Here is a 24,917-nt window from a genome sequence, read left to right as displayed (position 1 = left end):
GCCTGGCCCCGGGTCGCTCGGCGGGTCAGCTGACGCGGCGGCGGTAGGCCGCGCCGGCCACCACTGCGCCGGCCACGGCGCCCGCGCCCAGCACCGACGGCACGCCGATGCGGGCGACCTTGCGTCCGGACCGGAAGTCGCGGATCTCCCAGCCGCGCTCCCGGGCCATCTGACGCAGGTCGGAGTCCGGGTTGACAGCCACCGCGGTGCCCACCACGGACAGCATGGGGGCGTCGTTGACCGAGTCGGAGTAGGCCGCGCAGCGCCGCAGGTCGAGGCCCTCACGGGCCGCGAGGGCGCGCACGGCATGCGCCTTGGCCGGGCCGTGCAGCAGCTCGCCGACGAGGCGGCCGGTGAAGACGCCGTCCTCGCTCTCGGCGACCGTGCCCAGAGCGCCGGTGAGGCCCAGACGGCGCGCGATGATGCGCGCCAGCTCCAGGGGCGTCGCGGTGACGAGCCAGACCCGTTGACCGGCGTCGAGGTGCATCTGGGCGAGGGCGCGGGTGCCCTCCCAGATGCGGTCGGCCATCAGCTCGTCGTAGATCTCCTCACCGAGCTCGACGAGCTCGGCCACCGGCTGACCGGCCACGAAGGACAGGGCCTGCTCGCGGTGGGCGCGGACGTCCTCGGGCGAGCCCTCGCCGCCGAGCCGGAACTTGAGCTGCTGCCAGACGAACCCGCGCATGTCGGAGCCGGAGAAGAAGTTCCGGGCGGCCAGGCCACGGGCGAAGTGGAAGATCGACGCGCCCATCATCATGGTGTTGTCGACGTCGAAGAACGCCGCGGCCGTGAGGTCGGGCGGGACGCGCGTCGACGGCGGCACCTGGTGGATGTCCGGGGCGTCGGCCGACGCGGCCGCGGCCGCCGGCCCCCCGCCCGAGAGCTCGCCGTCCGGGGCGCCGTCGACACCACCGGCGGCGTCCGGGCCGGCACCGTCCGGCACCGCCTCGAGGAGCTCCGAGGCGGTGGGCGTGCCGAGGGCGGCGTCCCGCACCGCGGCCTCGGCGGAGGCCTCCCCGGCGCGTCGCGCCGCGTCGCGCTCCGCCTGCACCCGGCGCTCGCGCCGTCGTCCCACCGCCGGGTCCTCCCCGTGTCGTAGCCGCCCGTGTCGTGTCCGTCCCGGGACCGGGCCGCCGGGGCGGGACGGGAGCGTCCTCGGCGGTGCCCGTCCACCCTAGACGGGAACCCCGGCCGCACACCCGGTCGCGCCGGGCGCGACCGGTCAGCCCAGGCTGAGGCCGGGCAGACCCGGCAGCAGCGGCGGCACGTCGACCTGCGGCAGCAGGGGCACGGGCAGGGGGACCTGGACCGGGTCCGGGGTGGAGGTCCGCTGCTCGCGGGAGCCCGACGAGGAGCCGGAGTCGTCCGGATCGTCCTCGCGGGTGGACGTCTCGCTCCGCGACGTCGTCGTGGACGACGTGCTCGACGTCGTCGTGCTCGACGTCGTGCTCGTGGTCGTGGACTCCGGGGTCGGGGTCGCGGTGGCCTGCGGGTCGTCCGACCCGGAGGCGGGGTCGCAGGCGCCGGTCGGCAGCGGGCCCAGGTCGTCGGACGCGTCACCGGTCGCGCAGCGCTCGGGCCCGCCGAACGCGGTGGCCCGCTCGTCGATGCGCTGCAACATCTGCTGCGAGCCGGCGGCGGCGGTGCGCCCGTCGCCGTCGAGCGAGGGGCTCAGCGTGTCGAGGCGGGCCGACTGGGAGCGGGCCCACTCGCCCAGCTCGGCAGGCGACGGGCCGGTGGGCTGGGCGGCGAGCGGCAGGATCAGGCGCGACCCGGTGCGGGCCTGCTCGTCGAACGCCCGGAGGTTCTCCAGCACGAGGGCGGCCTCGTCCGGGCCGATCCCGGCGGCCACCGGCCCCGCGCCGGCGGCCGTGGCGGCCTGGCGCTCGATGAGGTCCGAGACCTCCTCGAGGCGGGTCGAGGCGAAGTCGAGGTGCTTGAGGCCCTTGGCCTCCTGGCCGCTGGTGAGGCCGATCTCGGCGCTCTCCGACGCGCGCTTGATGCCGTAGAGCATCTCGCCGGGCAGGGCGCCGCGACTGAGGAGCACTGTCAGGGCACCGAGCAGCATCACGGCGCACGCGCCGGTGACGAAGGACGACATCAGGCGGGCGCCCGAGCGCCGGGACGTCGCGCGGGCGGCGGGGCGACGGTCCGCGGGACGCGTCCCGCCCCGGCTCTCGCGGCTCTCCCGGCGGGTGGTGGCACCGGCCCGGCCGGCCCCCCGACCACCGGCCGGACCGGGGTCCTCGGAGCGCAGCACGCGGGTGCGCTCGCGGGTCGCGCCGTCGGCGGTGCCGCCGCCGATCTCGGCCATCACGGCGGCGCGCATGCGGGCCGAGGTGGCCGCGTCGGGACCCTGCGCCGCGCGACCGGCGGTGCGCAGGGCGGCGGCGACGTCGAGGACGCGGGCGAGCTCGGGGTCGAGGTGCTCCTGGGGGCGCTCCCGGCGGGGATCGGGGGGCGCCGGACGCTCCGCCGCGTCCCGCTGCGCCCAGACGCGAGCGAACAGCTCGTCGTCCCCGTCGTACCCGCTCGACATTCCGCCCGTCCTCATCGTCCGCGCGTCACGTTGCGTGCGCGCCGTGCTCGTCGATGGGCAAAACGACCGGACGGGCGACCGGTTACGTCTTTGCGGTGTGCGGTTCGAACCACATCGTTGTGACTCACCGCAGACCCTCGGGCAACAGTTGAGCGAGGCGGCGCACCGCACGGTGCTGCAGCGCCTTCACGGCCCCCTCGTTGCGGCCCATGATGTCCGCGGTCTCGGCCACGGAGAGGCCCTGGAGGAAGCGCAGCGCGATGCACTCCTGCTGGTCGTCGCCCAGCTTGGCGACGCATTTCAGCAGCTCGGCGTGGGTGGCGCCCGCGATCACCTCGGTCTCGGGACCGGGGCGCAGGCTGCCGGGCGCGACGTCGGCGACCTCGGCGGTCGCGGACTCGAGCCGGTAGCGGCTGGACTTCACGTGGTCGAGGACCAGGTTGCGGGCGATGGTGACGAACCACGCACCGATGTCGCGGCCCTGGTAGCTCACCGAGGTGATCCGGCGGTAGGCGCGGACGAAGGTCTCCTGGGTGAGGTCCTCGGCGGCGGGCCGGTCGCCGAGGCGGTAGAGCACGAACCGGAAGACCGTGTCGTGGTAGCGGTCGAAGAGCTGACCGAAGGCGTCGGTGTCGCCGTCCTGCGCGGCCCGCACGAGCGCCCAGCCCTCGGCCGAGGCGCCCTCCTCGGGGAGGTCCTCGGGGAGCTCGTCGGCGTCCACGCTCTCCGAGCCGTCCTCGGCGAGCGGGGGCGGCCCGTCGGCCGGGACGGCCGGCACGGCGACGCCGGGGTCGGCGATCGGGAGGCCGGTGGTCGGCTCGCCCGGGTCGGCGATCGGCGCGGGCCCGGTCGGTGCGTGCCCGGTGGGTGGGTGGACGGTCGGCGGGTGCGCGGTCGGGGTAGGCGGCGGGCCCGGGAGGGGGCCGGAGCCCGTCCGGGGTGCCGGGGCCCCGTCGCCCGCCGGCGGGGGCCAGGTGTCCTCGCGCCGACGCTGCGCGGGGTAGAACGGTGCCGTCGGCGGTGACGCCGTCGGGGTGCCGTGGCCGTGGTGCCCGGCGTGGCCGTGGGCGTGGCCGTTCCCGTGGCCGTTGGTCCGGGTGTCGATCACGGGCTCGGGCGGGGTGTCGGTCCCGGTGGCGCCGCGCGCGCCGGTGCCGCGCCGGGCGTCGCCCCGGGCCGGGGGGCGGCCGGCGCCGGGCTCGTCGGCGGGATCGGGTGCCGCGCGCCTCACGTTGCTCCGGGCGGGGACGGGAGGCCGGAGGCCCCGAGAGCGTGCGCGCGCGCCGGGTCGTGACGACCGGCAGCGTCGGACATGCCCTCTCCCTCGATCGACGTTTCCCGACCGGTTCCCCCGGTGAGGAGGCCTCGTCGCGGGAGCATACGTGCGGCGCGACGGCCCCTGACACCGGCGCGCCCACGGCAGGGGTGACCCTCTCCGACCTGCAGCAACGGTGCGATGAGCGGCCGTTCGGCGTCGTCGTGGGGCTTAGCGTGGAGGTCACGGCACCGTGGGAGACTGCCGCCGGGCGAGGCAGGGGCGGTGCGAGGCGAGGGCCCCGGAGGGAGGCGACGAGCCGGTGGCGGACGAACGGTCCGACGAGCGGGCGACCGTGTCGGTGGGCGGTGCGGCGGGCGGTCGACCCGGCGGGTCGGGCGCCTCCTCGGACTCGGGCCCGGACGCGGGATCGGACGTGGAGACCCCCCGGATCGTCGTGCTCGTGCGGGCGGACTGCCGGACCTGCGACCGGATGGAGGGCGTGGTGCGGGAGATCGGCGCGCGGGTCGGCGAGGAGCACGTCGTCGTCGACGTCGACGCCGCGGACACCGACTCCGAGTGGCGCGCCGAGTACGGCGACCGCATCCCCGTCACGCTCGTCGACGGCGTCGAGATCGGTTCGTGGCGGATCGAGCCGGACGACCTGGTCCGTGCCCTCACGGGCGGGGACGTGCCGTGACGGCGCCGACGGCCGCGGACGTGCCCACCCTGCAGACCGCCTCGTCGCTGGTGGAGCTCACCTCCGACACCTACACACGCCTGCAGCGACTGCCGTACGCCGGCGGCGGCACCGCGCTCGCGCCGGTCCGCGCCCTCCTGGCCACCGCGGTGCAGGAGCTGGACCGCGCACGCACCGACCTCGCCCGGGCCACCCGCACCGCCGGGGGGCGGGTGCAGACCTCGGCGAACGCGAAGTACGCCGCGGTGGTGGAACAGGCCCTGCCGACGGTGCGCGGGCCGGGGGACGTCGTCGGTCTCCTGCTGACCCTCGAGGACGTCCTCGCCCAGACCCTCGTCGCCGACGTCGTCGACCTCTCGTCCCCCGACGTGCGGGGCACGGTCCTGGGGCACGCGACGGCCGCCGCCCGACGCAAGGCCCTGCTGCTGACGCTGGGCGCGCTGCTCTCGACGGGGCGCGCCGACCTGGTCGCCGTGCCCCCGGACCTGGTCGCGCTGCCGCCCGGGGCGGGCACCGTCGGCTTCCCCGACGTCCTCTTCCCCACGGAGAAGGCGTCGCCGGCGATCGAGGGGGCCCTGGGATGACCGGGCCCGGCACGACGCGGCGTCGCTTCCTGCTCGGGCTGGGCGCGCTCTCGGGCGCGGCCGCGCTGGCCGCCTGCACGAACACCGCGCCGCCCGGGACCCCCGCCCCGGCGGGCACGCCGCCGCCGCCGCCGAGCACCACGACCACCGCGCCGGCCCCCGTGTACGAGGGTGACGCGGCTCTCATGGCCGTCGCCGCCGCGCTCTCCGGCCTCGCGGGCGATCTCCTCGGCCAGGCCGGCACCGGCGCGGGCCAGGGTCGGTACGGCTCCGTGCCGGGGGTGGTGACGGCCTTCCTGTCCGGGGCCGCGGCCCAGCACACCGCGCACGCCGAGGCGTGGAACCGGCTGCTGACGAACGCCGGGCGGCCCCCGATCGACGGCTATCCCCTCACCGTCGAGCCCGCGCTGCGCGGCCGCCTCGTGGCCGCCGTCGCCCCCGTCGACCTGCTGGGACTCGCCGCGGACGTCACCGCGTCCGTCACCGCCACCATCACCGCGATCGCCGGCAGCGCCACCGGGACGTCGACGGTCGCCCTCGCGGCGGGCGTCGCGCCCGTCTCCGCGATGCACGGCGCGACGGCGGACTTCCTGCTCGGGCGGCCGCCCACCGCACCCACGGACCCCACCGCCGGAGCGCTCGGCCCGGACGCCCTGACGGTCTGACCCGAACGGGGCCGGACGGCGCACCGGGACGGCCGAGTACCGCCCCGTGCTGCTCCAGGCCGGTGTGGACGACGCGTCGCGGAGCGCCGACTGGCAGACTGGAGGCCTCCGCCGGTCGACACGACACGGCGCGGGTCCGCGCCGGCGCGGAGGGTGGTCGAGCCCACGGCCGGAGGGCCCGCGGCGATTTTGTGCGTGCGTTCACGAGCGCTAGCGTTGCTCTGGATCCGATCCAGGGACGTCCGCGTGGTGCACGGCCGCGGGTGCGGGAACCCCGCGACGGCGTGGTGATGCAGGCATGACAGGAGGCGCCCGGAAGTGACGGTCGACCGCGGCACCCGGCCCGCTCGGCGCGCGGTGCCCTCGAGCCGACCGCCCGGGGTGGACCTCGCACCGGACGCCGACGGTGGCGAGGAGTCCGCCTCCCGCCCGGTGCCCGAGGCGACGGTGGCCCGCCTGGCCGTCTACCTGCGCGTCCTCACCTCCCTGCTCGCCGACGGCCGCGGCACCGTGTCCAGTGAGGAGCTCGCCGCGGCGGCCGGGGTGAACTCCGCGAAGCTCCGCAAGGACCTCTCCCTCATCGGCTCCTCCGGTGTCCGGGGCGTCGGGTACGACGTCTCCCGTCTGACCGCCGAGGTCGAGGCGACGCTCGGGCTGGACAGCCCGCACGCCGTCGCGCTCGTCGGGGTCGGCAACCTCGGGCACGCGCTCGCCCGCTACGGCGGCTTCGCCCAGCGCGGCTTCCCGGTCGCGGCCCTCTTCGACGTCGACCCGGCGCTCGTCGGCACCGTCATCGACGGCGTCGAGGTGCAGCACGCCGACGCCATCGACGTCGTGTGTGCCGCGCGCGGGGTCACGATCGGCGTGGTGGCCACGCCGGCGGAGGCCGCGCAGCGCGTCTGCGACCACCTCGTGTCCGCGGGCGTGCGCAGCATCCTCAACTTCGCGCCCACGGTGCTCTCGGTGCCGGCCGGGGTCGAGGTGCGCAAGGTCGACCTGGCGGTGGAGATGCAGGTCCTGTCGTTCCACGTGGCGCGCCGGCACGGCACGGTGCCCGCGGCCGGTCCCGCCGCCCCGTCGCGACCGACCCCGCGAGAGGTGTTCTCCCGATGAGCCTGCTCCTGGTCGGCGTCTCGCACCGCACCGCCGAGGTGCCGGTGCTCGAGCGCGTCGCCGTGTCGCCCGAGGACACCCGCAAGGTGCTCGACGAGCTCCTCACCGGCGAGCACGTCACCGAGGCGATGCTGGTCTCCACCTGCAACCGCGTGGAGATCTACGCGGTGGTCGAGACCTTCCACGGCGGCCTCACCGAGGTCTCGACCGTGCTGGCCCGCCACGCGCACGCCGAGGTCTCCGACCTCACCGACCACCTCTACGTGCACTACGCGGGCTCGGCGGTGGAGCACCTGTTCTCGGTGGCCGCGGGCCTCGACTCGATGGTCGTGGGCGAGGCGCAGATCCTCGGCCAGCTCCGCGCCTCCTACGCCGACGCCCGCGAGCTCGGCTCGGCGGGCCGGGTGCTGCACGAGCTGGCCCAGCAGGCGCTGCGGGTCGGCAAGCGTGCCCACGCCGAGACCGGGATCGACGCGGCGGGCGCCTCGGTGGTCTCCGAGGCCCTCTCCGACGCCGAGGCCGCCCTGCGGGGACTGGCCGGGCGTCGCGCGCTCGTGGTCGGCGCCGGGTCCATGGGCGCCCTGACGGCCGCGCACCTGCGCCGCGGCGGCGTCGACGACCTCGTGCTGGCCAACCGCTCGGAGGCCAACGCCGAGCGCCTCGCGGTGGCCCTGCGCGCCGAGGGTGCCACCGCCCGCGCCGTCGGGCTCGACGCGCTGGCCGCCGAGATCGCCGCCGCCGACCTCGTCGTGGCCTGCACCGGCGCCGTCGGCACCGTGGTCGGCGAGGACGACGTGCGCCGTGGGCTGGCGGGCCGCGACACGGGCGCCGCCCCGCTCGTCCTCTGCGACCTGGGCCTGCCCCGCGATGTCGACCCCCGCGTCGCCGAGATCGAGGGCGTCACCGTCGTCGACCTCGCCGCCCTCGGCGAGCGGCTGCGCTCGGCGAGCGCCGGGATCGCCGTGGAGGAGGCACGCACGGTCGTCGCCGAGGAGGTGCGCGCCTACTTCGCCGCGCAGCGCACGGCCGAGGTCACCCCGACGGTCACCGCCCTGCGCCGGCGCGCCGCGGAGGTCGTCGACGCCGAGCTCCTGCGTCTCGACGGCCGCACGCCGGACCTCGACGAGCGCTCCCGCTCCGAGGTCGCGCAGACCGTGCGCCGCGTCGTCGACAAGCTGCTCCACACCCCGACGGTGCAGGTCAAGCGCCTCGCGCAGTCCCCGGGCGGCGACACCTACGCCGAGGCGCTGCGCGAGCTGTTCGAGCTCGACCCGCAGACGCCCGCGGTGCTGGCCGCCACCGAGTCGAGCACCCTGACCACCAGCGTCGAGCCCGGCGACGAGGTCGACCAGGCGCTGGCCGTCGACACCCGGGCTCCCGGGGGGCGGCGATGACCGCCGACGCCACGGACGCGCCGCCATTGACGGGCAACGACGCGCGCACGATCCGGATCGGCACACGGGCGAGCCTGCTCGCGCGCACCCAGACCGACATCGTCGCCTCGGCGCTCACCGACGCCGGCGCCACGGTCGAGGTCGTCACGATCTCCACCGACGGCGACCGCAGCCAGGCGGCGGGCACGCCGATCGCGATGGACGGCGTCGGAGTGTTCGTCACCGCACTGCGCGACGCACTGCTCGCCGACGAGATCGACGTCGCGGTGCACTCCTACAAGGACTTGCCGACCGCCGCGGTGCCGGGCCTCACGCTGGCCGCCGTACCGGCCCGCGAGGACCCCCGCGACGCCCTCGTGGCCCGCGACGGGATGGTGCTCGGGGAGCTGCCGCCCGGCGCGGTGGTCGGCACCGGCTCGCCGCGGCGGGTCGCGCAGATCCGCGCGCTCGGGCTCGGCCTCGAGCTCGTGCCGATCCGGGGCAACGTCGACACCCGGATCGCCAAGGTGACCCGGGGCGAGCTCGACGGGGTCGTGCTCGCCCGCGCCGGACTGGCCCGTCTCGGGCGGGTCGGCGAGGTCACCGAGGTGCTCGACCCCCTCCAGGTGCTGCCCGCGCCCGCCCAGGGTGCTCTGGCCTGCGAGTGCCGCTCGGAGGACGCGGCGCTCGAGCACCTGCTGCGCACCACCCTGCACGACGAGGGCGTCGCGGTGGCCGTGGCCGCCGAGCGCGCCGTGCTCAGCGCGCTGGGTTCACCCTGCAGCGCCCCGATCGGGGCGCTCGCCGAGGTCGTCGAGGACCTCGACGACGACGGCCATGTCGTCGTACGGCTGTCGCTGCGTGCGGTGGCCACCACGGCGGACGGCGCACTCGTGCGCGGGTCCGCGACCGGAGAGACCGAGGACGCCGAGCAGATCGGTCGCGCACTGGCCGAGGAACTGCTCGCCGACGGGGCGGAGCCGACGGGGCCCTCGGGGCCCGCGCCCGCCTCCTGAACACCACGATGGGATCGGAAGACATGACAGCACCCTCGACGACCGCCGGCCGGGTCGCCTTCGTCGGCAGTGGACCCGGAGACCCGGGTCTGCTGACCGTGCGCGCCCGCGACGCCCTCGCCGCGGCCACACTCGTCGTGGCCGACCGCGGCGTGCCCGCGGACGTCCTCGGCCTGCTGCCCTCGACGACGACGGTCCGCCCGGTCGGGCTCGCCGACGACCCGGCGACCGGCGGACCGGCCACCGACGCCGTGGTCGCGCCCGGCTTCGCCGCCGACGATCCCGCCGCCACGAGCGGGCCCGCGCCCGCCGACCCCGCCACGCTGGCGGAGACCGTCGTCGGCGAGGCCCGCAGCGGCGCCTCCGTCGTGCGCCTGGTCGTCGGCGACCCGCTGGTGCGTCCCGACATCGTCAGCGAGGTCCGGGCCGTCGCGGCGGCCGGCGTGCCGTTCGACGTCGTGCCGGGCATGCCCGCCGACACCGCGGTGCCGACCTACGCGGGCGTCGCCCTGGGCCCGGCCCACACCTCGGTGGACATCACCGCGGGCGAGGCCATCGACTACGCCGCCCTCGCCGTGGCCCCCGGCCCGCTGGTCCTGCAGGCCACCGCGGCCGAGCTCGCCGGCGCGTCGGCCCGCCTCGTCGAGAACGGCTGGAAGCCCGGCACCCCCGCCCTCGTCACCGCGGGCGGCACCGGCTCCCGGCAGCGCACCGTCGAGACGAGCCTCGACAAGCTCGCCGCCGACGGCGCGGAGCTCGAGGGCCCGCTCGTCGTGACCCTCGGCGACGCCGTCACCGACCGCGCCACCCTCTCCTGGTGGGAGTCGCGCGCCCTCTACGGCTGGCGCGTGCTCGTGCCGCGCACCAAGGACCAGGCGGGCGCGATGAGCGACCGTCTGCGTGTGCACGGCGCGGTGCCCGAGGAGGTGCCCACCATCGCGGTGGAGCCCCCGCGGAGCCCGGCGCAGATGGAGCGCGCGGTCAAGGGCCTGGTCGACGGGCGCTACCAGTGGGTCGTGTTCACCTCCGCGAACGCGGTGCGCGCCGTGTGGGAGAAGTTCGGCGAGTTCGGGCTCGACGCCCGCGCGTTCTCCGGCGTCCGGATCGCCTGCGTCGGCGAGGCCACGGCCGACGTCGTGCGCTCGTTCGGCGTGCACCCCGAGCTGGTGCCGGGCGACGAGACCGAGCAGTCCTCCGAGGGCCTGCTCGACGTGTTCCCGCCGCACGACGACGTCCTCGACCCGGTGGACCGCGTCCTGCTCCCGCGGGCCGACATCGCCACCGAGACCCTGGCCGAGGGCCTGCAGCAGCGCGGCTGGGAGATCGACGACATCACCGCGTACCGCACCGTCCGGGCGGCGCCGCCGCCCGCGCCGGTCCGCGAGGCGATCAAGACGGGTGGCTTCGACGCGGTGTGCTTCACCTCGTCGTCGACGGTGCGGAACCTCGTCGGCATCGCCGGCAAGCCGCACGCCCGCACGATCGTCGCCTGCATCGGCCCGAAGACCGCGGAGACCGCGGTCGAGTTCGGGCTGCGCGTCGACGTGAAGCCCGACACCGCGGACGTGCCGTCCCTGGTCGAGGCGCTGGCGTCGCACGCCAACAAGCTGCGGGCGGAGGGCGCCCTGCCCCCGCCCCGCAAGACGAAGGCCCGCAAGCGCTAGCTTTGCGCTGACGCGCTCGTGAGTGCTTTCCCGTGCCGGAGCACGGGAAAGCACTCACACGTCCGGAGGACAAACCGCCGTGTTCCCCACCGACCGTCCCCGCCGGCTCCGGGCCACGCCCGGCCTGCGCCGGCTCGTCGCCGAGACCGACGTGCGCCCGCGGCACCTCGTCCTACCCGTGTTCGTCGCCGAGGGCCTGGACGCCCCGCGCCCGATCTCGTCGATGCCCGGGGTCGTCCAGCACACCCGTGACTCGCTGCGCAAGGCGGCCGCCGAGGCGGCGGCGGCCGGTCTCGGCGGGATCATGCTGTTCGGCGTGCCGGCCCGGCACGACGCCGTCGGGTCCGGGGGCACCGACCCCGAGGGCGTCCTCAACGTCGCGCTGCGCGACGTGCGGGCCGAGGTCGGGGACGCGTTGCCGGTCATGGCCGACACCTGCCTCGACGAGTTCACCGACCACGGCCACTGCGGTGTGCTCGACGACGAGGGCCGGGTGGACAACGACGCCACGCTGCCGATCTACGGGCAGATGGCCGTCGCACAGGCCGACGCCGGCGCCCACGTCGTCGCGCCCAGCGGGATGATGGACGGCCAGGTCGGCGTGATCCGGTCCGCGCTCGACGAGGCGGGCCACCGCGACACCGCGATCCTCGCCTACTCCGCGAAGTACGCCAGCGCGTTCTACGGCCCGTTCCGCGAGGCCGTCGACTCGCAGCTCCAGGGCGACCGCCGCACCTATCAGCAGGACCCGGCCAACGCCCGCGAGGCGGGGCGCGAGGCGGCGCTCGACCTCGACGAGGGCGCCGACATGGTGATGGTCAAGCCGGCCATGGCCTACCTCGACGTCCTGCGCCGGGTCGCCGACTCGTCCGACGTCCCGGTCGCCGCGTACCAGGTCTCGGGGGAGTACGCGATGATCTCGGCCGCCGTCGAGCGCGGCTGGCTCGATCGCGAGCGCACGATCGTCGAGACGCTCACCGGCATCCGTCGCGCCGGCGCCGACATCGTCCTGACCTACTGGGCCACCGAGGCCACCGCCTGGCTGGACCGGTGACGGTGACCGACCACGCGCGGTCCGACGCGGAGCGGGACCTCACCCCGCCCGAGGAGGAGCCCGGACGCCCCGGGCTGGTCACCGCCGCCGTCGTGCTGTGGATCGTGCTCGGCGTCCTGATGATCGGCACCGCCCTGCTGTTCGGATTGGGCCTCGCGTTCGGCACGGCCGACCCCGGCACCGGCCCGGCCGCCGTGGTCGCCGCCATGGTGGTGCTGGCCGCGGGGGGCGTCGGCACGATCGTCGCGGCCCGCCGGGCCGGGCGCGGTTCCCGGCGCGCGCGGACCGTCCTCACCGCCGTCGGCGTGGTCCTCGCCGCGGTCGGCCTGGTGCAGGTCACGTTCCTCGGGGTGGGCGGGGCGTGGTTCGTCGCGTTCGTCGCCGGGGCGGTGCTGCTCCACCTGCCCGCGGCCCGCGCGTGGTTCGGCCGGTTCCGGTGACCGGCGCGGACCCGGCCGCCGGCACGACCGACGAACCGGTCCTGTACGCCGAGACCGGGTCGCGGCCCTGGGTGCTGCTGTTCGGCCCGGTGCTCGCGGCGGCCGGGATCGGGCTCGAGAGCCTCGCCCCCGGCGGGCCGTCGTTCGCGCTCTGGCTCGGCGTCGGCCTGCTGGTGTTCCTCTACACGCTCGTGCTCGTCCGCAGCAGGCGGCGCTTCCTGCGGGTGGAGCTCACCCCGTCGACGCTGGTCCAGGGCAGCACCCGCCTGCCGATGTCCCAGGTGACGTCGCTGCGGGCCGCCGACGAGGACCACCACGGCCTGCGGGTCCTCGGCGACGGCCCGGTGGTGCCCCGCCGGCTGACGCCCGTCGTCCTGCGCCTGAGCGACGGCACCCGGGCGGTGGCCTGGGCCCGCGACGGCGCCGCGCTCCGGCAGGCGATCGGCGACCTGCTGCGGGCGCGGGCGTCGTCGTGAGGCGCGCCGTCCTGCTCGTCGCGACGACGGTGGTGCTCGCCGTCGCGGCGGTCGTGCTGCTCGTGGCCGGGGTGGACGTCCGCGAGACCACCGGCGGCCTGCTCGTCACTCCCATCCGCCAGCTGCACCTCGTCGGCGGCCTCCTGCTCGCGGGCACGGCCGCCGGGGTCGCGGCGGTGCTGACGGCGCTCGCCGCGGTGCCCGCGCTCCGGGCCGCCCGGGCACCCGCCGACACGGCGGCACCGACGTCCACCCCGACGTCCACCCCGACGTCCACCCCGACGTCCACCCCGACGTCCACCGACGCTCCCGACCCGGACGAGGTTCCCGCTCACCCGGCCGAGGCGGAGGACGCCGACCACGCCACGACCTCGCCGGGATCCGATCGCCGTTCGTGATCGCCTTCGCGGTGATCTGCGTCGTATTCTCCCGTCCGGGCCGCGGGCGACCACCCTCCGCCGCCCCGGGGGGAGATCGACATGACGGGCTCGTCGGGACCCGGCGCCGGGACGACGGGCCCCGCCGACGGGTCGGCCGAGATGTTCGGTCCCTACCGTCTGACCAGCCGTCTCGGGCGCGGCGGCATGCGCGAGGTGCACCGGGCGTACGACACGCGGCGCGACCGCGAGGTCGCCCTCAAACGCCTGGCCCCGGATCTCGCGGACGACCCGGAGATCCGCGAGCGGTTCGAGCGCGAGTGCCGCACGGCGGCCCGCCTGTCCTCGCCGCACGTGGTCCCGATCCACGACTTCGGCGTCATCGACGGACGCCTCTACCTCGACATGCGCCTCGTCGAGGGCCGCGACCTCGCCCGGCTGCTGCGCGAGGAGGGCCCGCTCGACCCGGTGCGCGCCGCCGGCCTCGTCGAGCAGCTCGCGGACGCCCTCGACGACGCCCACGCGCACGACCTCGTCCACCGCGACGTCAAGCCGGGCAACGTCCTGGTGACCACGGCGCACGGACGGGACTTCGTGCACCTCGTCGACTTCGGCATCGTCCGGCTCGGCCAGGGCACGACGGGCGGGCGGGCGCTCACGGAGGCGGGCACGACGCTGGGCACGCTGGCCTACATGGCGCCCGAGCAGTTCGAGGGCGCGGCGGTCGACCGGCGCGCCGACGTCTACGCGCTGGCCGTCGTGCTCTACGAGATCCTCGTCGGGCGGCCCCCGTTCGACGGGGACATGCCGGCGATGCTCCACCAGCACCTCAACGTCGACCCCCAGCCGCCCTCGACCCGGCGTCCGGGGCTGCCGCCCGCGCTCGACGCCGTCGTCCTGCGGGGGCTGGCGAAGAGGCCGGGCGAGCGCTTCGCCGACGCCGGCGAGCTCGCGGCCGCGGCCCGGGCCGCCCTCGACGGACGTGCCCCCGCCCCGATCCCGGACCCGCCGGGCGGCCGCCGTCCGGACGGCCCGCCCCTGCGGCCCGGGGGACCGTCGAGGGTCCCCCCGCACGGCCCCGAGCACCACCGCGAGACCTGGGTCGGACCCGCCGCTCCGCCGTCCTACCCGGCCTACGGGCAGGGCCCGTACGCGCCCGCCGGCGGCCCGGCCATCCGCTGGGACAGCGGGCCCCACGCCTCCGGTCCGCCTCCGTCGGGCCCCTGGTCGCCGACGACGCCCGCCGGCCCGCCCGGGCGGTCCCGTCCGCCCGCCGCCACGGGCAGGCCCCGCCGTCGGGGCCTGGTCATCGGCCTGGTCGCGGTGGCCGTCGTGCTGATCGCCGCCATCGTCGTCACCGCGCTCGTCGTCCTCGACCGCGGCGGCACCGCGCCGGCCACCCTCGCGCTCGGGGAGGCCGCGCCGCTGTCGCAGACGTTCACCGACAGCGCGCGCCCGGGCTGCCTGCCGGGCGACGCCACCGCCTACCAGCTGGCGACGGGCGTTCGGCCGCAGAGCGTCCTGCAGTGCGAGCGCGGGGTCGCGGCCATCGCCTACATCGACTGGCCGACCGCGCAGGACGCCCAGACGCGCGTCGCGTCGTACGAGACCTCGCCCTCGACCGACGGCATCCGCACCTGGACGATCGACGGCATCACCCAGGGCCCCTACTACCAGACCCTCGTCCAGGGGCAGTGCACGACGGTGGCCTCGTACACCGGCCTCTCGCAGATGGTGCAGGCCTACGTGACCAACGACCGGTGCGCCGACGTCACCGCGAGCCTGAACGCGACCGGCCTGCCCACCACCGAGGACCTGCGGGCGCCCGAGCGGGTCTTCCCCGGGGCGATCCGGCCCGGGTGCAACCCGGGCACGCCCACCGCGGGGACGTCGGGGGTCACGCCGAAGCAGGTGCGCGGCTGCGCCGGTCCCGAGGGCACCACCGTGAGCTACACGCGGTGGAACACCGCGGGCGACGTGAGCACCGAGGCGAACGCGCGCGGCGCGCAGTCGGGCGGCGCGGCGGCCTGGAACGCGCCGGGCGGGGGGCGACTCGGCCCCCTGGTGCAGACCGAGGACGACGGTCCCTGCCGGACCTTCGTGGGCTGGGACGCCGTCGCCTACTCGATCGAGGTCGCCGGCCCGTCGTGCGAGGCGGTCGGCCGCGCGGTCACCGCGCTCGCGCCCCCGCCGCTGGAGTCGCTCCCGGCCTGACGGGCCTGGCGGGCCCGAGGTCCCGGCGGCTGGGAGACTGGCGCCGTGACCCGCACAGCGATGACGAGCCCCGGGACGTCCGACGTCGGGCGCAGCGCGGACCTCTTCGCGCGCGCCGAGCAGGTGGTGCCGGGCGGGGTGAACTCCCCGGTCCGCGCGTTCCGGTCGGTGGGCGGCACCCCGCGGTTCATGGTGGCCGGCTCCGGGCCCTGGCTCACCGACGCCGACGGGAACCGCTACGTCGACCTGGTCAGTTCCTGGGGCCCGATGATCCTCGGGCACGCGCACCCCGCCGTGGTCGAGGCGGTGCGCGAGGCCGCGACCGCCGGGCTGTCGTTCGGGACGCCGACGATCGGCGAGGTCGACCTCGCCGAGGAGCTCGTGCGGCGCGTCGAGCCCGTCGCGCAGGTGCGCCTGGTCAACTCCGGCACCGAGGCGACGATGAGCGCGGTGCGGCTGGCCCGCGGGTTCACCGGGCGCAGCGTGGTGGTCAAGTTCGCCGGCTGCTACCACGGTCACGTCGACGCGCTGCTCGCCGAGGCGGGCTCGGGTGTCGCGACGTTCGGGCTCCCCTCGTCGCCGGGCGTCACCGGCGCCCAGGCGACCGACACCGTCGTGCTGCCCTACAACGACCTCGACGCCGTCGCCGCCGTGTTCGCCGAGCGTGGCCCCGAGATCGCCTGCGTGATCACCGAGGCGGCCGCGGGCAACATGGGCGCGGTCGCCCCCGCCGACGGCTTCAACGCCGGGCTCAAGCGGCTCTGCCAGGCCCACGGCGCGCTGCTGGTGATCGACGAGGTGATGACCGGCTTCCGGGTCTCGGCGTCCGGGTGGTACGGCCTCGAGGGCGTCGCCGGCGACCTCTACTGCTTCGGGAAGGTCATGTCCGGCGGCCTGCCCGCCGCCGCGTTCGGCGGCCGCGCCGACGTGATGGGCCACCTCGCACCCGCCGGCCCCGTCTACCAGGCCGGGACGCTGGCCGGGAACCCGGTCGCGGTCGCGGCCGGGCTCACGACGCTGCGCCACGCGACGCCCGAGGTCTACACGGCGCTGGACGCGAACGCCGACCGCCTGCACGGCCTGGTCACCGACGCGCTCTCCGCGGCCGGGGTCGTGCACACGATGCAACGGGCGGGCTCGCTGGTGTCGGTCCGCTTCGCCGACGAGGTGGGCCGGAACTACGACGACATGAAGGCCGCCGAGACCTGGCGCTTCCCACCGTTCTTCCACACCCTGCTCGACGCCGGGGTGTACTGGCCGCCGAGCGTTTTCGAGGCGTGCTTCATCTCCGCGGCCCTCGACGACGACGCGTTCTCGGTGATCGCCGACGCGCTGCCCGCCGCGGCGCGCGCGGCGGCCGCGGCGACGGCACCATGAGCCCGCTGCGCACGACCGTCCACCTGGTCCGACACGGCGAGGTCCACAACCCCGAGGGCATCCTCTACGGCCGCCTGCCCGGCTACGGGCTCTCGGACACCGGACGCGAGCAGGCGCGCCGGGCCGCCGAGCACCTGGCCGGCGTCGACGTCACCGCGCTGCTCGTCTCCCCGATGCAGCGGGCGCAGGAGACCGCGGTGCCGATCGCCGAGAAGCTCGGGGTGGAGCCGATCACCGAGGACCGGCTGATCGAGGCCGGCAACGCCTTCGAGGGCCTGAACGTCGGGGTCGGCGACGGCGCGCTGCGCAAGCCGGAGTACTGGCCGTTGCTGCGCAACCCGTTCACGCCGTCGTGGGGCGAGCCGTACCTCGAGATCGCGCACCGGATGCTCGGCGCCGCCCACCGCGCGCGGGCGCTCGCCGCGGGGCACGAGGCGGTCTGCGTGACGCACCAGCTGCCCATCTGGACCCTGCGCCGCTTCCTGTCCGGCGAGCGCCTGTGGCACAACCCGAGGCACCGGCAGTGTTCGCTGGGGTCGGTGACCAGCTTCGTCTTCGACGACGAGAGCCTCGCCGACATCGCCTACGCCGAGCCCGGCGGCGTCTCGGACCCGACGGCGACGGGCGCCTGAGTGCGTGCCGTCCTGCTCCTGCTCGTGGGCCTGCTCGTGCTCGCCGGGTGCTCGTCGTCGCCGTCGGACGGGGGGTTCGTCTTCGGCGGCACCGGCGGGCGCACGACCGTCACCTACGACCCGCCCGAGACCCGGGGCGTCCTGCCCGCCCTCGGCGGCGAGAGCCTGCTCGAGCCCGGCCGGGAGCTGTCCACCGAGGCCTACCGCGGCCAGGTCGTGGTGCTCAACGTCTGGGGATCGTGGTGCGGGCCCTGCCGCGCCGAGGCGCCCGCCCTCGACCAGGTCGCCGAGGCGTCCGCGCCGCGCGGGGTGCAGTTCCTCGGGATCGACGTCCGCGACCAGCGCGACGCCGCCGCCGACTTCGTCCGCGACCGCGGCGTCGTCTACCCGTCGATCTTCGACCCGCCGGGTCGCTCCCTGCTCGTGCTGCGCGGCTACCCGCGCAACGCGGTGCCGTCGACGATCGTGCTCGACCGCTCCCACCGCGTGGCGGCGGTGTTCCTCACCGCCGTCCTGGCCTCGGACCTGCAGCCCGTGGTCGATCGCATCGCTGCCGAACCCGCCCCCGCCAGCTGACGCCGCACGTATCGACGCCGAGGAGCCGATGTGATCATCTTTGGGACGCGCCGCGCGGTGCAGCAGCTCGCGATGGTGCTACTGACCTGCGCGAACTGTCACCGGTCGGCGGCGAACGCCGTCCTGAAGCTGGTCACGAAGTTCACGCTCTTCTTCATCCCGCTCTTCCCGGTCCGCACGCGCTACGCGACGCAGTGCACGGCGTGCGGGTTCCAGATGACCGTCGACAAGGTCGCGGCCGAGCAGCTGACGCAGCTCCCGCCCGCGGGGTCGGGGCCGCCTCCGCAGCAGTTCCCGCAGCAGCAGCACCCCGGCGCCCACGGCTGACGAGCGGACCGTCCGGCCCGGTCGTCAGCCGCCTGGTCACCCGCTGTCTCACCCGCGGCGGCGGGCGGCGAAGTCGGCGCGGGCATGCGCGGGCGTGGTGTGCTCGCGCGGGCCGGTGGCGCGCGGCGCCGTGCGGGTGCTGCCCCCGCCGGCCGAGCGGCCGCGGGCGGCGGCCCGTCGCTCGGCGCGGTTGGCCGGCTGCGGCGCGGACGGGGCCTGTGGGGACGGGGTGGTTCGCATGGGGACCTCCTGGGGGGTGTGCGGGCGGACGCCGCCGGGTGCCGGGAGATCAGCGAGCCGTCACGGTCACGACGGAGATCGACATCGACCGTGAGGACTGCCTGATCACGCCCGGGGTGCGAGGCACTGCGCCGGACGGCGGGAGGGGCAGCGGACGGGCGGGGGACCGGAACGGTCCGGACGCCTCAGGAGTCGATGTCCACGGCGAGGACGGTAGGAGGGACCCCTCCGGCGGCGCCACCGAATTACCGCGAACGCTTCGGTTCCCGAAGCATCCCGCTGGGGGGAGCGCCCCGGCGTCCCGCGCCGACGGCACGATCTACGACACATCGTCGGAGATGGGTCCCCGTCCACACGCGCGTCCGACCGGGGCGTCCTACCCTGGAGCCGCCATGAACCTGACCGAGGTGGCCACGTCCGGCCCCGTCCTGCTCGCCGTGCTGCTGTCCGTGGCGGCCGGCGCGGTCAGCTTCGCGTCGCCGTGCGTCGTGCCGCTGGTGCCGGGCTACCTCGCGTACCTCGCCGGCCTGGTCGGCGCCGACGCGCCGGCGGTGACCGAGGACGAGGTGAAGGCGCAGGCCGCCGAGCGCCGGGCCGCGGTCACCGGCGAGCTCCCGGTGGCCACCGCGACCCCGCGCCGGCTGCGCCGCTGGCGGGTCGCCGGGGCGGCGTGCCTGTTCGTGCTCGGCTTCACCGTCGTCTTCGTCGTCGGCCTCGGGTCGATCGTCTGGCTGGCCGACGCGCTACTGGCCAACGAGGCCCTCCTGCAGCGGATCGGCGGCGTCGTCACCGTGGCGATGGGCCTGGTCTTCCTCGGCCTGGTCCCGGCGCTGCAGCGCGACACTCGCCCGCACCGCGTGCCGCAGCTCGGGCTGGTCGGCGCGCCGCTGCTCGGCGCGACGTTCGGCCTGGGTTGGACGCCGTGCCTCGGGCCGACGCTCGCCGGGGTCGTCGCCCTGGCCAGCGGCACCGACGCGGGGAGCGCCGGCGTCCGGGGCGTGGTGCTGCTGCTCGCCTACTGCGTCGGGCTCGGCGTGCCGTTCGTGCTCATCGCCCTCGGCGCCGGGCGCGCGGTGCGGGCGCAGGCCTGGCTGCGGAACCACAGCCGGCGCATCCAGGTCGTCGGCGGCATCGGCATGATCGTCGTGGGCCTGCTGCTCGCCACCGGCCTCTGGGCCGAGATCATCGCCCTGTTGCGCGGTCCCATCGCCGGCTTCTCCACACCGCTGTAGGGCCACCGATGACCACCACGCTGCCGAAGGCGCCCGCCGGGGACGCCGGCCCGCCGCCCTCGGGTCCGAGTCGCGCCCGGCGCGCGCTCGCGCTGGCCCGCAACACCTGGCGCGGCCTGACCAGCATGCGCACCGCGCTGATCCTGTTGTTCCTGCTCGCGGTGGCCGCGCTGCCCGGGGCCGTGCTGCCCCAGCGCACCCCGAGCCCCAACGCCGTCGACGACTACCTCGCTCAGAACCCCTCGCTCGGCCCGGTGCTCGACGACCTCGGGTTCTTCGACGTCTTCGCCACGCCGTGGTTCTCGGCGGTCTACCTGCTGCTGTTCATCTCGCTCATCGGCTGCCTGGTCCCGCGGTCGATCGAGCACGCCCGGAGCCTGCGCGTCGAGCCGGTCGCCGTGCCGCGCAACCTCGCCCGGCTGCCCCACCACGCGCAGAGCACCTCCGACGACGATCCGGACGCCGTCGTGGCCGCGGCCCGACGGCGGCTGCGCGGCTGGCGCATCGTGGTGCGCTCCGAGCCGGGCGGCGTCCGCACGATCTCGGCGGAGAAGGGCGCGCTGCGCGAGGTCGGCAACCTGGTGTTCCACCTCAGCCTCGTGGCCCTGCTCGGCGGCATCGCGATCGGCAAGATCCTGGGCTACGAGGGCCAGGTCATCGTCATGGCCGACGGCAGCGAGTTCTGCAACTCCGGGATCTACGCCTACGATTCGTTCCGCCCCGGTCTGCAGGTCGACGGCACCGGGCTCGACCCGTTCTGCCTGACCGTCGACGGCTTCCGCGCGACGTTCCGCCCCGACGGCCAGCCCGACTCCTTCGACGCCGCGATCCGCTATCAGGACGGCGAGGCCGTGCAGAGCGGCGCCGACGCCTGGGTGCCCCACGACCTCGCGGTGAACGACCCGCTGCGCGTCGACGGCGAGCGCGTCTACCTGCTCGGGCACGGCTATGCGCCCCGGTTCACGGTGACCTTCCCCGACGGCCAGCAGCGCGTCGGCCTGGTGCAGTGGCGTCCCGTCGACCAGGCGACGCTGCTCTCCGAGGGCGCGACGAAGATCGACCCGCCGGGGGTCACCGACGAGGCGCAGCGCCGGCGCTCCCAGCTCGCGATCACCGGTCTGTTCGCGCCGACGTCCTCCGGCGGCGGCCTGGTGACGTCGGTGTTCCCGGCGCTGAACAACCCCGAGGTCGCCGTCGACGTGCTGCGCGGCGACCTGGGGCTCGACTCCGGCCGCGCGCAGTCGATCTTCTCGGTGGACCAGGGCATGGTCGACCAGGGCCGGCTGGTGCGGGTGGCCCGGGAGAACATCAAGCCCGGCGGCGAGATCACGCTCGACGACGGCACCCGCATCCGCTTCGACGGCGTCGAGAACTGGGTGTCGCTGCAGGTGTCGCACGACCCGGGGCAGACGGCGGTGCTGATCACGGCGATCGCGCTGCTCGGGGGCCTGACGCTGTCGCTGACGGTGCGCCGCCGCCGCTTCTGGGTGCGCGCGGCCCCCGCACTGCCACCTACGACAGGTGGTCGTACGGTGGTGACGCTCGGCGGGCTGGCACGCACGGACCGCGCGGGCTACGGCGAGGAGTTCGGGCGGCTCGCGGCCGAGCTGGGCGCGCGGGGCGAGGCGGAACCCGACCACGCCGTGCCTGACCACGCCATGCCCGACTCGGCCGTCCCCGAGGAGGCCGTGCCGCCCGAGGCGACGCAGGAACCGTCGGTGGACGCCGGCGGGGAGGACCGGGAGGACCCCGATGGTCGTTGACGCGCAGCTCGGCCAGTTCGGCGACCTGCTGTTCGAGTCCGCCCTCGGCGTCTACGTGCTGGCGATGATCCTGCACGCCGTCGAGCACGCGCTCCTGCGGCGTCCGGCGCGGGCCGAGGAGTCCGCGCGGGAGCCCGTCGGCGCGGCCGTGGGCGGTGGCTCGACGGGGGCCGCCGACGTGAACGACGCCCCGGCCGGCGCCGCACCGCCCCGCTCCCGGGCGGAGCGGTTCGGGCGCATGGGGGTCTCGCTCACCGTCCTCGGGTTCGGCCTGCACCTGGCGATGCTCGTGGTCCGCGGGTTCGCCGCGCAGCGGGTGCCCTGGGGCAACATGTACGAGTTCACCGCCGCGATCTGCCTGGTCGCGGTGGGGGCCTGGCTGGTCGTGCTGTACCGCCGCCCCGAGCTGCGCCGCCTCGGCGTCTTCGTGCTGCTGCCCGTGATCATCCTGATGTTCCTGGCCGGCACGGTGCTCTACACGCAGACCGCGCCCGTGGTCCCCGCGCTGCGCTCGTACTGGCTCGCGATCCACGTCTCCGCCGCCGTCATCGCCTCGGGCATCCTGCTGCTCGCCGGTGTCAGCAGCGTCCTGTACCTCCTGCGGGCCGCGCACGAGAACACCCCGACCCGCCTCGCGTGGGCCGCGCGGCTGCCGGGCGCCGACGTGCTCGACCGCGTCGCGTACCGCGCCACGGCGCTTGCGTTCCCGATCTGGACGTTCGCGGTGATCACCGGGGCGATCTGGGCCGAGGCCGCCTGGGGCCGCTACTGGGGCTGGGACCCCAAGGAGACCACCGCGCTCGTCGCCTGGATCGTCTACGCCTGCTACCTGCACGCGCGGTCCACCGCCGGCTGGCGGGGCCGCCGCGCCGCGGTGATCAACGTGGTCGGCTTCGCGGTGATGGTGTTCAACCTGTTCTTCGTGAACCTCGTCGTCACGGGCCTGCACTCGTACGCCGGCGTCGGCTGACCGGTTCCGGTCGTTCGGATCTCCACGACGGGATACGGTCTGGCGCGCCACGCGACGAGGGAGGGGCCGCCAGATGGAAGCCAGGGACGACGACGAGTCGCCGGCGACGCCCCCGTCGTCCTCGCCGCCGTCAGCGCCGACCTCAGCGCCGACCTCAGCGCCGACCTCAGGGCCGACCTCCACCACGACCTCCTCGGGCGAGACGCCGAGCGGGTCGTCGGAGACCGCGGCGACGAACGGCACCCCGGCCGAGCCGTCGGCCGTGGCCGCGCCGGCGGACTCCCCGGAGACCACGCGGCGGGTCGACACGGCCGAGGCCGCCCGCGGCGACGCCGCCCAGCCCCGCCACCCCGGCGTCGACCCGCGCGGCACTGCCGCCGCGGCCCCCGGCAGCGCCGCGGGCCCCCTGCCGGTTGAGCGGACGCCGCTCTCGGGCCGTTTCACGACGCCGGGGCGCGGTGCCCACGCGCCGCAGGGCCCGAACGGTCCCGCGACCTACGACCTCTCGTCGGCGCAGCTCCTGCGGCCCAGCAAGCGCCCGCCGCAAACAGGCTGGCGGCGTGCGCTGTTCGTCGGCAGCGGCGGCCTGGTCAACCCGGGGGAGAGCGCCGGGGACGCCGCGCGCCGCGAGCTGATCGCGCGGGTCAACCAGCCCCTCCACGGCTGCTACAAGATCGCGATGCTGAGCCTCAAGGGCGGCGTCGGCAAGACCACGATGACGACGACGCTCGGGTCGACGTTCGCGTCGTTGCGCGGCGATCGCGTGATCGCCGTGGACGCGAACCCGGACCGCGGCACGCTGAGCCAGAAGATCCCGCTCGAGACCACGGCCACCGTGCGCCACCTGCTGCGCGACGCCAACCGTGTGCGGCGGTACTCCGACGTCCGCGCCTACACCTCGCAGGGCCCGTCCCGCCTGGAGGTCCTCGCCAGCGAGCAGGACCCGGCGGTGTCCGAGGCGTTCAGCGAGGTCGACTACCGGCGCACGGTGACGCTGCTCGAGCACTTCTACAACGTGGTGCTCACCGACTGCGGCACCGGGCTCATGCACTCCGCGATGAAGGGTGTCCTCGACGTCGCGGACTCGCTGCTGATCGTCTCGTCGGCGTCGATCGACGGGGCGCGCAGCGCGTCGGCCACCCTCGACTGGCTCGACGCGCACGGCTACCGCGATCTGGTCTCCCGGTCGGTGGCCGTCATCAACTACGCGCGGCGGTCGTCGGGCAACGTCGACCTCGACCGCGTCTCCGACCACTTCGCGGCGCGCTGCCGGGCCGTCGTGCGGCTGCCGTTCGACCCGCACCTCGAGGAGGGCGCCGAGATCGAGCTGGACAAGCTCGCCTCGCGCACTCGGGCGGCGCTGCTCGAGCTCGCGGCCACCGTCGCCGACGACTTCGGCCGGGCCGGGTCGCGGGTGCGTCGCCCGATGATCCCCCGATAGAGGGAATCCCACAGACGTCACGAGGGGCGCCCCGGCGGACCGGGACGCCCCTCGCGGGAGGTCGGTTCTCAGGCCGAGGGCGGGTCCTCGCGCTCGGGGCGCTGGATCCGCTCGTCGAGCGAGCGCAGGAACTCCGGGTCGTCGTCCGGCGCGACCGGGCGCTGCGGGCGACGCGGAGAGGCCTGGCGGGTGGGGCCGGTCGGTGCGTCCTCGACCATGCCGCCGGGACCGCCGTCGTGTCCGGCCTGAGCCGCCTGGGCGGCCATCACCTTCCACAGCAACGTCCCCACGACGACCAGGACAAGCACGGCCACGAGGAACGGGATCACTCGGACGCCTCCTGCATCTTCGACGTCACCGGCCGCGGATGCTCCACGGACCGGGCATCCGCCACGCTACCGGTCGGATCGGAAGTCCGCGTGACGTGCGCGAGGTGCACGTCGGGTGACGGTCGGGTGCCCGGGACGAGCGGGTGCCGTGTCACGGGGCGCCCCGCTCAGGTCGGACGGAGTGGATCCCCGTCGGCGCCGCCGCGGCGCGTCCGACCGGCGGCCGTCCGGCCGCCGGTCGTGTCGCGTCGGTCAGCGGTGCGCCTCGCTGGTCAGGCCGTCGAGCAGGGTGCGGACCTCGGACTCGCGGAAGCGGCGGTGGCCACCCGGGGTGCGGATGGAGCCGATGCGGCCCGCGGACGCCCAGCGCGTGACGGTCTTCGGGTCGACGCGGAACATCGCCGCGACCTCGCCGGGGGTCATGAGTCGCTCGCCGGCCTCGTGAGTGATGGTCATGTCACTCCACCTTCCCTGTCGCCACGGGTGCCCGCCCGACCGCCGAACGGCGGGAGCGGACACAACGCGGCGAATCGTGACACCGGACCCCGTACGTACTCGAA

General features: G+C 75.9%; 26 protein-coding genes. 20 read left to right on the top strand and 6 right to left on the bottom strand.

Translation table 11 applies throughout. From position 1 onward, the window contains the following. Positions 1 to 25: 25 nt before the first annotated feature. The 3 genes from PH189_RS21770 to PH189_RS21760 all read right to left on the bottom strand — a co-directional run bounded on the left by PH189_RS21770 (position 26) and on the right by PH189_RS21760 (position 3,260). The gene (locus PH189_RS21770) at positions 26 to 1,075 is read right to left on the bottom strand and encodes an HAD family hydrolase (RefSeq protein ID WP_378014980.1); all 1,050 of its coding nucleotides are present in this window, start codon (positions 1,073 to 1,075) and stop codon (positions 26 to 28) included. A gap of 147 nt (positions 1,076 to 1,222) precedes the next feature. After that, the gene (locus tag PH189_RS21765; RefSeq protein ID WP_274190912.1) at positions 1,223 to 2,539 is read right to left on the bottom strand and encodes a DUF5667 domain-containing protein; all 1,317 of its coding nucleotides are present in this window, start codon (positions 2,537 to 2,539) and stop codon (positions 1,223 to 1,225) included. Positions 2,540 to 2,663: 124 nt separating this feature from the next. Beyond that, a complete protein-coding gene (locus PH189_RS21760) occupies positions 2,664 to 3,260 on the bottom strand; it encodes a sigma-70 family RNA polymerase sigma factor (RefSeq protein WP_378014987.1) in 597 nt (198 codons plus the stop codon). Positions 3,261 to 4,230: 970 nt separating this feature from the next. Between PH189_RS21760 and PH189_RS21755 the strand changes: the two genes are divergently transcribed. The 16 genes from PH189_RS21755 to PH189_RS21680 all read left to right on the top strand — a co-directional run bounded on the left by PH189_RS21755 (position 4,231) and on the right by PH189_RS21680 (position 18,382). Next, positions 4,231 to 4,494, top strand: coding sequence for a glutaredoxin family protein (locus PH189_RS21755; RefSeq protein WP_274190911.1), 264 nt, complete (start codon positions 4,231 to 4,233; stop codon positions 4,492 to 4,494). After that, on the top strand, positions 4,491 to 5,078 hold the full coding sequence (locus tag PH189_RS21750; protein WP_274190910.1) for a hypothetical protein: 588 nt from the start codon (positions 4,491 to 4,493) through the stop codon (positions 5,076 to 5,078). Before PH189_RS21755 ends, PH189_RS21750 begins: the two co-directional genes overlap by 4 nt. Beyond that, the gene (locus tag PH189_RS21745; protein WP_274190909.1) at positions 5,075 to 5,743 is read left to right on the top strand and encodes a hypothetical protein; all 669 of its coding nucleotides are present in this window, start codon (positions 5,075 to 5,077) and stop codon (positions 5,741 to 5,743) included. Before PH189_RS21750 ends, PH189_RS21745 begins: the two co-directional genes overlap by 4 nt. Before the next feature lie 318 nt (positions 5,744 to 6,061). Next, positions 6,062 to 6,856: a redox-sensing transcriptional repressor Rex gene (locus tag PH189_RS21740; protein ID WP_378014981.1), complete on the top strand. Its 795-nt coding sequence runs from the start codon at positions 6,062 to 6,064 to the stop codon at positions 6,854 to 6,856. Then, entirely contained in the window at positions 6,853 to 8,250 is a 1,398-nt protein-coding gene (locus PH189_RS21735) for a glutamyl-tRNA reductase (RefSeq protein ID WP_274190908.1), read from the top strand. Before PH189_RS21740 ends, PH189_RS21735 begins: the two co-directional genes overlap by 4 nt. Further along, positions 8,247 to 9,245, top strand: a complete 999-nt coding sequence (gene hemC, locus PH189_RS21730; protein WP_274190907.1) for a hydroxymethylbilane synthase — start codon at positions 8,247 to 8,249, stop codon at positions 9,243 to 9,245. The genes PH189_RS21735 and hemC overlap by 4 nt, the downstream gene beginning before the upstream one ends. A gap of 23 nt (positions 9,246 to 9,268) precedes the next feature. Continuing rightward, a complete protein-coding gene (locus PH189_RS21725; RefSeq protein ID WP_274190906.1) occupies positions 9,269 to 10,909 on the top strand; it encodes a bifunctional uroporphyrinogen-III C-methyltransferase/uroporphyrinogen-III synthase in 1,641 nt (546 codons plus the stop codon). Positions 10,910 to 10,988: 79 nt separating this feature from the next. Continuing rightward, on the top strand, positions 10,989 to 11,963 hold the full coding sequence (gene hemB / locus PH189_RS21720) for a porphobilinogen synthase (protein WP_274190905.1): 975 nt from the start codon (positions 10,989 to 10,991) through the stop codon (positions 11,961 to 11,963). Continuing rightward, entirely contained in the window at positions 11,960 to 12,403 is a 444-nt protein-coding gene (locus tag PH189_RS21715; protein WP_274190904.1) for a hypothetical protein, read from the top strand. Before hemB ends, PH189_RS21715 begins: the two co-directional genes overlap by 4 nt. Further along, entirely contained in the window at positions 12,400 to 12,879 is a 480-nt protein-coding gene (locus tag PH189_RS21710; protein ID WP_274190903.1) for a hypothetical protein, read from the top strand. The genes PH189_RS21715 and PH189_RS21710 overlap by 4 nt, the downstream gene beginning before the upstream one ends. Continuing rightward, positions 12,876 to 13,277, top strand: coding sequence for a hypothetical protein (locus PH189_RS21705; RefSeq protein WP_274190902.1), 402 nt, complete (start codon positions 12,876 to 12,878; stop codon positions 13,275 to 13,277). The genes PH189_RS21710 and PH189_RS21705 overlap by 4 nt, the downstream gene beginning before the upstream one ends. Before the next feature lie 81 nt (positions 13,278 to 13,358). Continuing rightward, on the top strand, positions 13,359 to 15,470 hold the full coding sequence (locus PH189_RS21700) for a serine/threonine-protein kinase (RefSeq protein WP_274190901.1): 2,112 nt from the start codon (positions 13,359 to 13,361) through the stop codon (positions 15,468 to 15,470). A gap of 60 nt (positions 15,471 to 15,530) precedes the next feature. Then, complete coding sequence (gene hemL / locus PH189_RS21695) at positions 15,531 to 16,847, top strand: glutamate-1-semialdehyde 2,1-aminomutase (RefSeq protein ID WP_274190962.1); 1,317 nt, start codon at positions 15,531 to 15,533, stop codon at positions 16,845 to 16,847. A gap of 5 nt (positions 16,848 to 16,852) precedes the next feature. Then, positions 16,853 to 17,479 carry a histidine phosphatase family protein gene (locus tag PH189_RS21690; RefSeq protein WP_378014988.1) on the top strand — a complete coding sequence of 209 codons (627 nt, stop codon included), beginning with the start codon at positions 16,853 to 16,855 and terminating at the stop codon, positions 17,477 to 17,479. After that, positions 17,480 to 18,055, top strand: a complete 576-nt coding sequence (locus tag PH189_RS21685) for a TlpA family protein disulfide reductase (RefSeq protein WP_274190899.1) — start codon at positions 17,480 to 17,482, stop codon at positions 18,053 to 18,055. A 30-nt stretch (positions 18,056 to 18,085) separates the two neighbouring features. Beyond that, positions 18,086 to 18,382: a zinc-ribbon domain-containing protein gene (locus tag PH189_RS21680; protein WP_274190898.1), complete on the top strand. Its 297-nt coding sequence runs from the start codon at positions 18,086 to 18,088 to the stop codon at positions 18,380 to 18,382. Between the two features lie 48 nt (positions 18,383 to 18,430). Here PH189_RS21680 and PH189_RS21675 read toward each other — a convergent pair whose 3' ends face one another. Next, positions 18,431 to 18,622 carry a hypothetical protein gene (locus PH189_RS21675; protein ID WP_274190897.1) on the bottom strand — a complete coding sequence of 64 codons (192 nt, stop codon included), beginning with the start codon at positions 18,620 to 18,622 and terminating at the stop codon, positions 18,431 to 18,433. A 392-nt stretch (positions 18,623 to 19,014) separates the two neighbouring features. Here PH189_RS21675 and PH189_RS21670 point away from each other — a divergent pair, with 392 nt between their 5' ends. The 4 genes from PH189_RS21670 to PH189_RS21655 all read left to right on the top strand — a co-directional run bounded on the left by PH189_RS21670 (position 19,015) and on the right by PH189_RS21655 (position 24,028). Then, positions 19,015 to 19,854, top strand: coding sequence for a cytochrome c biogenesis CcdA family protein (locus tag PH189_RS21670; RefSeq protein WP_274190896.1), 840 nt, complete (start codon positions 19,015 to 19,017; stop codon positions 19,852 to 19,854). A gap of 8 nt (positions 19,855 to 19,862) precedes the next feature. Next, positions 19,863 to 21,617 carry a cytochrome c biogenesis protein ResB gene (gene resB, locus PH189_RS21665; protein WP_274190895.1) on the top strand — a complete coding sequence of 585 codons (1,755 nt, stop codon included), beginning with the start codon at positions 19,863 to 19,865 and terminating at the stop codon, positions 21,615 to 21,617. Further along, complete coding sequence (gene ccsB, locus PH189_RS21660) at positions 21,607 to 22,587, top strand: c-type cytochrome biogenesis protein CcsB (protein ID WP_274190894.1); 981 nt, start codon at positions 21,607 to 21,609, stop codon at positions 22,585 to 22,587. The genes resB and ccsB overlap by 11 nt, the downstream gene beginning before the upstream one ends. A gap of 73 nt (positions 22,588 to 22,660) precedes the next feature. Next, entirely contained in the window at positions 22,661 to 24,028 is a 1,368-nt protein-coding gene (locus PH189_RS21655; protein WP_274190893.1) for a MinD/ParA family ATP-binding protein, read from the top strand. A 68-nt stretch (positions 24,029 to 24,096) separates the two neighbouring features. Here the strand turns inward: PH189_RS21655 and PH189_RS21650 are convergent, their stop codons facing one another. After that, a complete protein-coding gene (locus tag PH189_RS21650; protein ID WP_274190892.1) occupies positions 24,097 to 24,357 on the bottom strand; it encodes a hypothetical protein in 261 nt (86 codons plus the stop codon). 252 nt (positions 24,358 to 24,609) lie between these two features. Next, on the bottom strand, positions 24,610 to 24,813 hold the full coding sequence (locus tag PH189_RS21645; protein WP_274190891.1) for a BldC family transcriptional regulator: 204 nt from the start codon (positions 24,811 to 24,813) through the stop codon (positions 24,610 to 24,612). Positions 24,814 to 24,917 lie beyond the last annotated feature (104 nt).

The sequence above is a fragment of the Actinomycetospora chibensis genome (assembly GCF_028737215.1).
GTDB classification, from domain to species: domain Bacteria; phylum Actinomycetota; class Actinomycetes; order Mycobacteriales; family Pseudonocardiaceae; genus Actinomycetospora; species Actinomycetospora chibensis.
The sequence above is the reverse complement of the archived record's forward strand: the minus strand, read 5'-3'. Positions and strand labels throughout refer to the sequence as shown.